The sequence below is a fragment of the Streptacidiphilus neutrinimicus genome (assembly GCF_000787815.1).
Classification (GTDB): domain Bacteria; phylum Actinomycetota; class Actinomycetes; order Streptomycetales; family Streptomycetaceae; genus Streptacidiphilus; species Streptacidiphilus neutrinimicus.
In genome coordinates this window covers 1-11,786 of record NZ_BBPO01000095.1, presented here as the reverse complement: position 1 = coordinate 11,786, position 11,786 = coordinate 1, and the positions used below count along the sequence as shown (strand labels likewise).

Sequence of the window (11,786 nt, the reverse complement as noted above, 5' to 3'; positions counted from 1 at the left end):
ACCGCGACGACGAGCGGCAACCCCTTCGGCCCCAACGTGCTGGTCTTCGACCCCTCGATGTCCGCCGCCGCGATCCAGAGCCGACTGGACGCCGTCTACAGCCAGCAGCAGTCCGACCAGTTCGGCACCAGCCGCTACGCGCTGCTGTTCAAGCCGGGCAGCTACGACGTCAACGTCAACGTCGGCTTCTACACGCAGGTCCTGGGCCTCGGTCAGTCGCCCGACGCCACCACCATCACCGGCGGCGGCGTCCACGCCGACGCGCAGTGGAACGGCGGCAACGCCACCGAGAACTTCTGGCGCGGCGTGGAGAACCTGGACATCGCCCCGACCTCCGGCAGCACCGAGTGGGCCGTCTCGCAGGCCTCGCCGATGCGCCGCGTGCACATCCAGGGCAACGTCGTCCTCGACGACAACGGCGGCTGGTCCAGCGGCGGCTTTCTCGGCGACGCGAAGGTCGACGGACAGGTGAACTCCGGCAGCCAGCAGCAGTGGCTCTCCCGCAACGACGAGCTCGGCAGCTGGACCGGCTCCAACTGGAACATGGTCTTCGTCGGCGACACCGGCGCGCCCGCGCAGAGCTTCCCCAAGCCGCCCTACACCACCGTCGCCCAGACCCCGACCAGCGTGGAGAAGCCCAGCCTCTACGTCGACGGCTCCGGCAACTACAACGTCTTCGTCCCCTCCCCGCGCACGAACTCCGCCGGCGCCGACTGGAGCAACGGCCGGACGCCGCCCGGCACCTCGCTGCCGCTCAGCGCCTTCTACATCGCCACCCCGGCGGACACCTCCGCGACGCTGAACGCGGCGCTGGCCGCAGGGAAGAACCTCATCTTCACGCCCGGCGTCTACCAGTTGAGCTCCACCCTGCACATCACCCGCGCCGACACCGTCGTGCTCGGCCTCGGGCTCGCGACGCTCGTGGCGGACAACGGCGTGACCGCGATCAGCACGGACGACGTCGGCGGCGTCCGCATCGCCGGACTGATCGTCGACGCGGGCACGACCAACTCGCCTTTGCTGATGCAGATCGGCCCGGCGGGCGCCTCAGCCGACCACTCGGCCGACCCGAACGTCCTGTCCGACGTGTACTTCCGCGTGGGCGGCGCGACCCCGGGCAAGGCGACGCAGACGCTCCAGGTCAACGCGAACGACACGATCGGCGACGACCTGTGGCTGTGGCGCGCGGACCACGGCGACGGCGTCGGCTGGACCAGCAACACCGCGAACAACGGCCTGGTCGTCAACGGCAACGACGTGACCATGTACGGGCTCGCCGTCGAGCACTACCAGCAGTACCAGACGCAGTGGAACGGCAACGGCGGACGGACGTACTTCTACCAGTCCGAGATGCCCTACGACCCGCCGAACCAGGCCGCGTGGACGAACGGCGGCAGCGACGGCTGGGCCTCCTACGAGGTCGCCCCCGGCGTCACCGACCACCAGGCCTACGGCCTCGGCGTCTACTGCTATTTCGACGCCAACCCGAGCGAGGTGGCCGACCACGCCGTCGAGGTCCCGAACACCGCGGGCGTCGCCCTGCACGACGCGATGGACGTCTCCCTGGGCGGCACCGGCACCATCGACCACATCGTCAACGGCAGCGGCGCGACCGTGCGCAGCGGCAGCACCGTCGCCGACCTGACGTCGTACCCCTGAGCGGCGAGACTGGAGGGGGACGGCGAGGCCGGTGAGGCGGTGGTGAGGAGATGGCGCGGCTCACGATCGACGGCGACGCGCTCGTGCTCCGGCTGGGCCTGCGCGACCGGCTGGCGACCCGCGTCGGCGGACTGCGGGTGCCGCTCGCCTGCGTGGTGAAGGCCGAGGTCCTCCAGGAACCCTGGCGCTGCCTGCGCGGGCGGCGCGAGCGCGGCTTGGACGTGCCCGACGTGGCGTGGAAGGGCGTGTGGCGCCATCCCGGCGGGCGGGACCTGGTGCTGGTGCGGCCGGAGCACGGCCCGTGCGTGCAGGTCGAGCTGCGAGCGCCGGCGGAGTTCGCCCGGATCGCCGCGACCGTCTCCGATCCGCTGGGCGTCGTGGAGCGGCTGCGGGCCGCACTCGACCCGCCTCCCGCACTCGACCCGCCTCCCGCACCGGACGCGCGGGAGCCGCGGGAGCCGCGGGAGGCGGGTCCCGCGGCTCAGCGGGAGGGCGGGCGTTCCACGAGCGTGTAGCGGGCCGGTTCGCCTGCGGCCAGGACCCGGCCGAAACCCCAGTCGGCGTCCTCGGGCGCGCAGGAGACGACGGCGACGTAGCGGATCCGGCCGGCCCAGTCGGCGAGGTCGCCGGTGACGTCGAGTCGGCGTGCGCGTGACGCCTCCCCGGGCGTCAGGTACACCGGGGCGCAGTCGTACAGCTGCGCCCGGAAGACCCGGCTGCCCGGGGTGATCCGTACCGAGCCGACCGCGGCCAGGCCGAGCGCGGCGGGGCTCCAGGCGGTCAGGCCCGTGTCGTCGAGCCGCCGTGAGGCGCCGCGGAATCCGGGTTCCTCGAAGAGGACCACGCCGGAGTCGGTCATGGGACTCTCCTTCCAGGGACCGGGGATTCCGGAATTCGTTTTCGGTCCGCGCCCTGTCCCGCGCATGACCGCGCCCGGCCCGGGCAAACGCACGTCGGCGGAGTCCGGGTGCCACGGAGGGGTTCCCCGGGCACACGCGGAGGAGACTGGAAGGAGCGGGAGAGCAGGCCAGGTTGTCTGGCCGAGGAGGGGGAGGAGGCGTGATGGATCGGGACGGCGGTGCGCCGCACGGGCCCGGCGTGTACGACGCCGGGAGGCTCGCCATCAGGGCCTCGCTCGACCTCGCCGAGGAGCTCACCCGCACCGAGGGGCGGCATCTGCTCGACATCGCCACCGGCGTCCTGGTCGCCCAGCAGGCGGTCGAGCCGGCGGTCGCGGCCGAGTCCCTCGAACGGCTCGCGGCCGGCGCCGGGCTCTCGCCCGCCGACCTGGCCGCCGACATCGTCAACGCCGCCTGCGGCGTCGAGATCGAGCAGCCCGAGCAGCACACGCCCGCGCTGCCGGGGACCCGCGCCCGGCGGCAGGTCGCCAGCGCCGCCGAGGCAGGCGTCGACCTCGACGAGGTCGCCGCCACCGTGCTGCAGGAACTGCGGCCGCTCGGCGTCCGCGGCCTGCTGCTGTGGCGACGCACCGCCAGCGACTGTCTGCGCCTGGTCGCCGCCGCCGGCTTCTCGCCGCTCGAACGCGCGCAGTGGGCGCAGATCCCGCCGCAGTGGCGGGCGCTGCCGCAGCGGGTGCTCACGGACGAGGTCCCCTTCTGGCTGCCGGACGGCGTCGCCGACGCCCACGATCTTCCCGGACCCGACCGCGAGGCGGCGCGGGCGCTGCTGCCGCTGCGCTTCGACGGCCGTTCCGCGGGCGTGGCGCTGCTCGCCTGGCGTGAACCGCGCGAGCTGGACGCGGAGCTGCGCCGCCGGGTCGTCAGCCTGCTGGAGGTGCTGGCCCGCGTGCTGGCCGGGTTCGAGCACATCACCGACCCGGGCGCCACGCTGCCGGTCCTGTCCGCGGCGCTGGACCTGCTGGCGGAGCCGGCCATGACCCTGCGCCGCAGCAGGGGCGTGGCCAACGGCGAGGAGCAGCCGCTCTACGTCGAGCACATGAACGCGGCCGCGCACCGGATGAGCAGCGGCGTGCCACGGCCGGTCGGCAGACCGCTGGCGCACGTCCTGCCGGCCACCGCCGACGACCTGTCCGCGCTGGTCGCCGACGCGTACCGGCAGGGGGCCGTCAAGCGCGCCGAGCGGTTGCCGACGACGCGGCAGCACGACGGCGTGGCGTTGGCCCCGATGCTCAACGTCCGGGTGCTCGTGGTGTCGTCGGACCGCTGCGTGGTGCTGTGGCACCCCGAGGGCCGGGACCACACGTTCTCCGTCCTCAAGCGGGCGGGCCGGCTCGGCTCCCTCGCCGCGTTCGAGGACGACACCGCGCGCGGGGTGACCCAGTGGAGCGAGCAGGTCGCGCCGCTGCTGGGCCTGCCCGAGGACGCGGAGCCGGTCTCGCTGGAGCGGATCGCGCCCCTGCTGGTGGCCGACGACCGGGCCCTGCTCACGCGCATGCTGGAGGCGCTGACCAGCCGGCTCGAAGGCGTCAGCGGGGTGCTGCGGGTGCCGCGGCCCGACGGCGGCGTGCGGCACGTCCGGCTGATCGCGGAGCCGCTGCTCACCCACGGCACGCTGACCGGCCTGACCGGCTTTTTCCAGGACGTCTCCCAGCAGCACCAGACGCAGGCGGCCCTCGCCGCGACGTTCGACGCCCTCGGCTCGGTCCAGGAGCAGGCGGCGATCCGCCACCGGCTCGCGCTGCAGCTGCAGCAGGCGATCGTTCCGGAGCAGTCCGACCTCGGGCTGCTCGACGGACTGAAGGTCGCGGCCCGCTACCGGCCCGCGGCGGAGGAGTACCGCGTGGGCGGCGACTGGTACGACGTGCTGAGCCTGCCGGACGGACGCGTGATGATCGCGGTGGGCGACGTCGCGGGCCACGGCATCGACGCGGCGACCGGCATGGTCGCCCTGCGCAACGCCCTGCGGGGCCTGGCCTGCTCCGGCGACGAGCCGGGCCCGCTGATGCACACCCTGAACGAGGTGGCGCTGCGCACCAACGGCCGCCCGACGGCGACCGCCCTCTGCGCTCACTACGACCCCGCCGACCGGACGCTGCACTGGACCAGCGCCGGTCACCTGCCCGCGCTCCTGCTGCGCGACGGGCGGGCCCGGCTGCTCGAATCCGCGCCGAACCTGCTGCTCGGCGCCGTACCGCGGACCCACTACGAGGAGTCGCGGATGGACCTGCGCTCGGGCGACCTGTTGCTGCTCTTCACCGACGGCCTGATCGAACGCCGCCACGCCTCGCTGGACGACGCCCTCGCAATGCTCGCCCGCGCCGTCGAGGCGCTGGAGCCAGGCTCTGATCTGGAGGCCCAGGCGGACACGCTGGTGGCGACGGCCGTCGGTGACACCGACGACGACGCGAGCCTGGTGCTGGTACGGCTGGACTGACCGGGCCTGAACGGTTCAGGCCTTAACTGACCAGGCCTGAGCTGACTACGGCTGGGCCGACGTACCTCGCGCCTCGCGCGCGAGGGCTCACTCGAGGTGCCGGGTCGCGTCACCCGCGCCGTGCAGGGGACCGAGGTGCGGACCGTCCAGCGTGGGCCAGGTCCACGCCTTCTCCCGCAGGTGGCGCAGGGCGGTCTCCATCTCGTCCCGCAGTCGTCGGGCTGCGGCGTCCAAGGACTCGTCGTCGGCCTGACCGGCGGCCCGATGGCTGTGCCCGTTCACCCCCGTCGCTCCTCTCGTCGGCTGCTCGCGGCTGACACAGCGCGAGCACCTACCCGGATCTTCGGGCGTTATGCAGCTCCCCTGTCATCAGGAGAGGTCTCGTGTCATCCGGCCGGGGCGCCCCGTCGCGCGACGCCGTGGTCCTCGTCCCACTCCGCCGTCGCGGCCGGGTAGCCGTTCGCCTCGCCCTCCCAGACGCGGACCTCGACCCGGTAGGGCATGGGCCGCTGCTGCACCCAGCGTCCCTGCAGTTCCGCGAAGAGATGCTGGTTGGCGCAGCCCTGCGCGGTGGCGAACGACTCCTCGGCGGTGGCCGGCGCCAGGACCCGGACCGCGTCGCTGAGGCGTTCCTCGGTGATGCGCACCTCGCTGCGATAAGTCATCGTCGCGACCTCCGATCGACGTCCCGGGCCTTGCGGAGCTACTGCCCGGGAACACGCGCGTCACACGTTTCCCGGCCGCCGTGCGTTTGAGGCGTCGGATCCGGGTGAGAAGCAATGCGCACCGCTCCGTGGCTCACCGGTGGCCACGGGGCGGTGACCACTTGCCCGGCCGGGGCCGCCGCGCTCACCGCAGGTGGCGGTGCACCCGCTCGAGCAGCTCGTCCGCGTCGACGGGCTTGACCAGGTAGTCGGTGGCGCCGGCGGCCAGGATCTCGTCCCGGTCGCCGGGCATCGCCTTCGCGGTGACCGCGATGATGGGCAGGGCGGCGAAGCGCGGGACCGCCCGGATGCGGCGGGTGGCCTCGTAGCCGTCGAGTCCCGGCATCATCAGGTCCATCAGGACCACGTCGATGTCGCCGCGGTCCTGGAGCACCTCGACGCCCTCCTGCCCGTTGGCCGCGCGGACCACCCGGGCGCCGTGCAGCTCCAGCACGCCCGACAGCGCGACGACGTTGCGCTCGTCGTCGTCCACCACCAGCGCCACCCGGCCCTGCAGGTCGTCGCCCAGCCGCGCCTCCGACCCGGAAGCGGCCGGAGCGCCGCTCTGGTCGCCGGGGACGGGAGCCGGGGCGTCGGGGGAGCGGACGGGCAGCAGCAGGGTGAAGGTGCTGCCCTGGCCCAGCGTGCTCTCCGCCCGGATGACGCCGCCCAGCAGGCGGGAGATCTGCCGGCTGATCGACAGGCCGAGGCCCGTCCCGCCGTAGCGGCGGGACGTGGTGCCGTCCGCCTGCTGGAAGGCCCCGAAGATCGAGCCGAGGTGCTCCTCGGCGATGCCGATCCCGGTGTCCTCGACCCGGAACGCCAGCACCGGCGCCCGCCCCGCGAGTTCGCGCGGCAGCACATCCACGGGGACGGTCTCGACGCGCAGTTCCACGCTGCCGGTCTCGGTGAACTTGACGGCGTTGGACAGCAGGTTGCGCAGCACCTGCCGCAGCCGCTGCTCGTCGTTGACCAGCTCGGCGGGCAGGTCCGGGCCGGTGCTGACCCGGAACTCCAGGGCCTTGTCCGTGGTCAGCGGCCGGAAGGTGTTCTCCAGCGAGTCCAGCAGCGGCCGCAGCGCGAACCGTTCCGGGCTCACGTCCAGCTTGCCCGCCTCGACCTTGGACAGGTCGAGGATGTCGTTGATCAGCTCCAGCAGGTCCGAGCCCGCGGAGTGGATCACGGTGGCGTAGCCGACCTGCTTCTCCGTCAGGTTCCCGCCGGGGTTCTGCGCCAGCAGCTGGGCCAGCACCAGCAGGCTGTTGAGCGGCGTGCGCAGCTCGTGGCTCATGTTGGCCAGGAACTCCGACTTGTACATCGACGCCGTGGAGAGCTGATGGGCCCGCTCCTCCAGCTCCTGCCGGGCCAGCTCGATCTCCAGGTTCTTCGCCTCGATGTCCGCGTTGCGGTCCGCCAGCAGGCCCGCCTGCTCCTGGAGTTCGGCGTTGGAGAGCTGCAGCTCCTGCTGCCGCTCCTGCAGTTCGCCGGTCAGCCGCTGCGACTCGGCCAGCAGCTCGTCGGTGCGCACGCTGGACAGCAGCGAGCCGACGTTGACCCCGAGCGCCTCGGTCACCTGGTCCAGGAAGTCCCGGTGGACCTGGGCGAAGGGGTGCAGCGAGGCGAGTTCGAGCACGCCGAGCAACTGCTCCTCGGTGACGATCGGCAGCAGCAGGAGCGAGGCCGGGGCGGCACTGCCGGCCCCGGAGGCGATGGTGAGGTAGCCGTCCGGCAGGTTCTCGACCGACAGGGTGCGGCGGCTGCGGGCGCACTGGCCGACCAGCGACTCGCCGACGCGGTAGCTGAGCTTCTGCCCCTCCGGCGCGCCGTACGCGCCGACGCGGATCAGACGCGGGCCGTCGGCGGTCTCCTGGGCCAGGTAGAACGCGCCGTACTGGGCGTCCACCAGCGGCGTCAGCTCGTCGAGGACCAGCTCGGCGACGGCGGCCAGGTTGCGCGGACCCTGCATCAGCGCCGAGACGCGGGCCAGGTTGGACTTGAGCCAGTCCTGCTCCTGGTTGCGGCGCGTGGTCCGGCGCAGCGACTCGACCATGGCGTTGATGTTGTCCCTGAGCTCCCCGACCTCGCCGGGTGCCTCGACGGTGATCGAGCGGGTCAGGTCGCCCTCGGCGACGGCGCTGGTGACCTCGGCGATGGCCCGCACCTGCCGGGTGAGGTTGCCGGCGAGCTCGTTGACGTTCTCGGTCAGCCGCTTCCAGGTGCCGGAGACGCCCTCGACCTCGGCCTGACCGCCGAGCTGGCCCTCGCTGCCGACCTCGCGCGCCACCCGGGTGACCTCGGCGGCGAACGAGGAGAGCTGGTCGACCATGGTGTTGATGGTCGTCTTGAGCTGCAGGATCTCGCCGCGCGCGTCGACGTCGATCTTGCGGGTCAGGTCGCCCTGGGCGACGGCGGTCGTCACCTGGGCGATGTTGCGGACCTGGTTGGTGAGGTTGGTCGCCATCGAGTTGACGTTGTCGGTCAGGTCCTTCCACGTCCCGGCCACGTTGGGGACGCGCGCCTGGCCGCCCAGCACGCCCTCGGTGCCGACCTCCCCGGCGACGCGGGTGACCTCGTCGGCGAAGGCGGACAGCATGTCGACCATGGTGTTGATCGCGTCCGCGAGTGCGGCGACCTCGCCGCGGGCCTCGACGGAGATCTTCCGGGACAGGTCGCCGCGCTCGACCGCCTGCGCGACCTGCGCGATCGAGCGGACCTGACCGGTGAGGTTGGATGCCATCACGTTGACGTTGTCGGTGAGGTCCTTCCAGGTGCCGCCCACGCCGCGGACGGTGGCCTGGCCGCCGAGCTTGCCCTCGGTGCCGACGTCGCGGGCGACGCGGGTGACCTCGTCGGCGAAGGCGGAGAGCTGGTCGACCATCGTGTTGATGGTCTCCTTGAGCTCCAGGATCTCCCCGCGCGCGTCGACGGCGATCTTCTGTGTCAGGTCGCCGCCCGCGACCGCGCCCGCCACCTGCGCGATGGCGCGCACCTGACTGGTGAGGTTCCCGGCCATGAAGTTGACGTTGTCGGTCAGGTCCCGCCACGTCCCGGCCACGCCCGGCACCCGCGCCTGACCGCCGAGACGCCCCTCGGTGCCGACCTCGCGGGCGACGCGGGTGACCTCGTCGGCGAAGGCGGAGAGCTGGTCGACCATCGTGTTGACGGTGTTCTTCAGCGCGAGGATCTCCCCGAGCGCGTCGACCTCGATCTTCTGCGTCAGGTCGCCCTTGGCCACCGCCGTGGTGACCTGGGCGATGTTGCGCACCTGGTCGGTCAGGTTGCGTGCCATCCCGTTGACGGAGTCGGTCAGCTCCCGCCAGGCCCCGTCGAGCCCGGGCACCTGGGCCTGGCCGCCCAGCCGGCCGTGGCCGCCGACCTCCTGGGCCACGCGGGTCACCTCGGAGGTGACCAGGGTCAGCTGGTCGAGCATCCCGTTGAACACCTGGGCGATCTCGCCCAGCAGCCCGTCGGCGCCCGGGGAGAGGCGCGCCGAGAAGTCGCCGTCGCGCACGGCGGTCAGGCCCGCGAGCAGCTGCCGCAGGCCCTCCTCCGCGCGCTCGTCGTTCCCGCGCTCGTCTGAGCCGTGGGAGGGGACCCGGTTGGTCGGATCAGGTGACGAGGAAACCTGCATACCCGCCTCTCCACCACTCGTGCGGAACCGCCTGCCTGCTCGGCGACCCGGGCGTCAGAGCTTGGCTCACCCCATCGTTCCACTTGGGCGGCGCGGATGCAGCCGTCTCGCCGTTGTCGAAAGGCGTCTCCGGGCTGCATGCCCCAGGCCCGCCCGGGCAGACGCATGGACACGACACCGGCACGCGCAGCGAGGAGGTGCGTGGTGGAGGCAAGGCACGGCCCGGCACTCTCCGAGCGCGAGCGGCAGGCGCTCACCGGCATCGAGGAGTCGCTGCGGGCGGACGAGACCCTCGAGCGGCAGCTGCGGACGATGCGGCCGCGCCACCTGCTGGGGCTGCGTTGGCGCCGACGGCGTGACACCGGCGGCCGCCCCGGTGCGGGCGGGAGCGGGGGAACATGAGCCCGACACAGCCCCCCGGAGGCACCGCAGCCGGAGACCGGCGGTGAAGGCCCGCTTCCCGGCGCCGCACGACCCGGGCGCGGACCAGCGCGCGGTGGTCGGGGACGTGCTGCTGATGACCTCCGAGCTGGCTACGAACGCCTGCATGCACTCCGGGGGTCCGGTCGAGCTGACCGTGGCGGCCGTCGGGCCCGGGCGGCTGGGGGTCGAGGTCCTCGACGCGAACCCGGAGCCGCCGGTTCTGCGATCGCCGGCCGCCCCGTCCCGGCCCGGCGGTCACGGGCTGCGCGTGTGGGGCAGCGAGGCCCGGCCCGGGGGCGAGGCGGTCTGGTTCGAGGTGGAGTCGACGGAGGCGATGGGATGATCCCGTACGAGCTCAGGGCGGAACACCACCCGGGAGAGCTGGCCCTGACCCGGCGGCGCTGGCACGTGGTGCGGCGCGGCCGGGTGACCGGCCTGTGCGGCCTGCTGCTCTCGCCGGTCGGTGAGACCGGCCCGCTGGCGGCCTGGGCCGAGGTGACGCAGGCCCTGCGGTGTCCCGGCTGCTGGAAGGCCTACCGGGGGCGGGCCGCGGCCGCCTGACGGAACCGCAGGAGGAGGCACGTCCTGCACAGCGGAACCGGCCCGTCGACGCTCCCGCGGCGGCTCGTCGCGGTCGAGCCGCCGCGCGTCTCCCTGCCCGAGCGCTGCCCGAGGGCGCCGCGGTGGACCGGGCGACGCTGGAACCGCCGCTGCGCGGGGCGTCAACAACGGCAGGCGGTTCTGGTCGGTGGCGTGATTCCGGCCCTGGCCGAAAGAACATAGCAGTCCAGATGGCGGACACCTGCGACACGGTCCGGTTCGACACCAAAGCGCCTTCATTCATTCACAACTGATGGCTCGTCAGACTCCCGGGGTGGAATCCGGAATCGCCCGTGTGATGTGATGGACGTGTCATTAGTTGTGTTTGCTTCCAACGCGCAAGCTGCTGCGCCGAACAGTGGGGATACGTGTCCACACCGAACACCCCTGAGGCCATAGCCGTCGGCGCTGCCGTCTTCCTTCTGCTGGTCCTGCTGGGCTGGCAGCTGCGGACCCGCAGAGCCAACCGGCGCGAGCTGGCCGCCCGCAACTCCGCGATGGACGGGCTGCGCAGGGCTTATGACGACCTGGAACGCGCCTTCGGGCAGACGCAGCAGCACAACGCACGGATGACTCAGGAGCTCCAGGACGCCGCCGAGGAGCTGCGGCGCAGCCGCAGCGAGGGCGGCGAGGTGCTCGCCAACCTGGCGCTGCGCTCGCTCGCCCTGGTGGAGCGCCAGCTCGGCAGCCTGGAGGGCCTGGAGGAGATGGAATCCGACTCCGTTCGGCTGGAGCAGCTCTACGGGCTCGACCACCTGGCCACCCGGATGCGCCGCAACAGCGAGAACATGCTGCTGCTCGCCGGCGCCGAGCCGCACCGGGCTGGCCGGCCCGGCGCGCCCGCGTCGCTGCTGGACGTGCTGCGCGCCGCCCTGTCCGAGATCGAGCGGTACGAGCGCGTCCACCTGACGGCGCTTCCGCAGGTCTTCGTCCGCCCCGAGGTCGCCGACGACCTCAGCCACGTCCTGGCCGAGCTGCTGGACAACGGGACCGCTTTCTCGCCGCCGACCGAGGCGGTCACCGTCACCGCCTGGCACCTCGACAGCGGTGAGGTCATGGTCTCCGTCGCCGACCGCGGCATCGGCATGACCGACACGATGCTGCGTCAGGCCAACGTCGCGCTGGCCGATCCGGGCGACGGCCACGGTGTCGGCCACGGCAGCGGCCGCTCGCTCGGCCTGCGCGTGGTCACGCTGCTCTCCCGGCGGCTCGGCCTGCGCGTCCAGCTGCGCGCCAGCGCCAGCGGAGACGGCACCACCGCCCTGGTCGCCCTGCCCGCCGGACTGCTGACGGAGCCTCCGGTCTCAGCCCCCCAGCAGACCCCGGCCGGCATCCCCGTTCCGGCGGCCGCCACGCCGGCCCCGCCCGCGACGCGGCCGCGCGGCCCCGGCCTCGCCGCCGTCCCGCAGCGGGCC

11 protein-coding genes are annotated in these 11,786 nt (G+C 73.1%); 7 read left to right on the top strand and 4 right to left on the bottom strand.

The window, feature by feature from the left end:
• Together TR48_RS34275 and TR48_RS34270 are read left to right on the top strand one after the other, a co-directional pair.
• A partial coding sequence (locus TR48_RS34275; protein WP_052443281.1) for a pectate lyase-like domain-containing protein occupies positions 1-1,659 on the top strand: 1,659 nt, incomplete at its 5' end.
• Between the two features lie 50 nt (positions 1,660-1,709).
• Positions 1,710-2,174 (top strand): hypothetical protein, encoded by a 465-nt coding sequence (locus TR48_RS34270; RefSeq protein WP_052443280.1) that lies wholly within the window; start codon positions 1,710-1,712, stop codon positions 2,172-2,174.
• Here TR48_RS34270 and TR48_RS34265 read toward each other — a convergent pair.
• Positions 2,141-2,518 (bottom strand): hypothetical protein, encoded by a 378-nt coding sequence (locus tag TR48_RS34265; RefSeq protein ID WP_042374437.1) that lies wholly within the window; start codon positions 2,516-2,518, stop codon positions 2,141-2,143. The genes TR48_RS34270 and TR48_RS34265 overlap by 34 nt on opposite strands.
• A 203-nt stretch (positions 2,519-2,721) precedes the next feature.
• On the opposite strand from TR48_RS34265, the gene TR48_RS34260 reads away from it, so the two are divergent.
• A complete protein-coding gene (locus TR48_RS34260; RefSeq protein WP_084730001.1) occupies positions 2,722-5,013 on the top strand; it encodes a GAF domain-containing SpoIIE family protein phosphatase in 2,292 nt (763 codons plus the stop codon).
• A gap of 87 nt (positions 5,014-5,100) precedes the next feature.
• Here TR48_RS34260 and TR48_RS34255 read toward each other — a convergent pair whose 3' ends face one another.
• The 3 genes from TR48_RS34255 to TR48_RS34245 all read right to left on the bottom strand — a co-directional run bounded on the left by TR48_RS34255 (position 5,101) and on the right by TR48_RS34245 (position 9,348).
• Positions 5,101-5,295, bottom strand: coding sequence for a hypothetical protein (locus tag TR48_RS34255; protein WP_042374435.1), 195 nt, complete (start codon positions 5,293-5,295; stop codon positions 5,101-5,103).
• A 104-nt stretch (positions 5,296-5,399) separates the two neighbouring features.
• On the bottom strand, positions 5,400-5,678 hold the full coding sequence (locus tag TR48_RS34250) for a hypothetical protein (RefSeq protein ID WP_152628334.1): 279 nt from the start codon (positions 5,676-5,678) through the stop codon (positions 5,400-5,402).
• A 184-nt stretch (positions 5,679-5,862) separates the two neighbouring features.
• A complete protein-coding gene (locus tag TR48_RS34245; protein WP_042374432.1) occupies positions 5,863-9,348 on the bottom strand; it encodes a HAMP domain-containing hybrid sensor histidine kinase/response regulator in 3,486 nt (1,161 codons plus the stop codon).
• A 204-nt stretch (positions 9,349-9,552) separates the two neighbouring features.
• On the opposite strand from TR48_RS34245, the gene TR48_RS34240 reads away from it, so the two are divergent.
• The 4 genes from TR48_RS34240 to TR48_RS34225 form a co-directional block, all read left to right on the top strand.
• On the top strand, positions 9,553-9,750 hold the full coding sequence (locus TR48_RS34240; protein ID WP_042374431.1) for a hypothetical protein: 198 nt from the start codon (positions 9,553-9,555) through the stop codon (positions 9,748-9,750).
• A gap of 43 nt (positions 9,751-9,793) precedes the next feature.
• The gene (locus tag TR48_RS34235; RefSeq protein WP_042374429.1) at positions 9,794-10,114 is read left to right on the top strand and encodes an ATP-binding protein; all 321 of its coding nucleotides are present in this window, start codon (positions 9,794-9,796) and stop codon (positions 10,112-10,114) included.
• Positions 10,111-10,332: a hypothetical protein gene (locus TR48_RS34230; RefSeq protein WP_042374426.1), complete on the top strand. Its 222-nt coding sequence runs from the start codon at positions 10,111-10,113 to the stop codon at positions 10,330-10,332. Before TR48_RS34235 ends, TR48_RS34230 begins: the two co-directional genes overlap by 4 nt.
• A gap of 407 nt (positions 10,333-10,739) precedes the next feature.
• A partial coding sequence (locus TR48_RS34225; protein ID WP_042374424.1) for a sensor histidine kinase occupies positions 10,740-11,786 on the top strand: 1,047 nt, incomplete at its 3' end.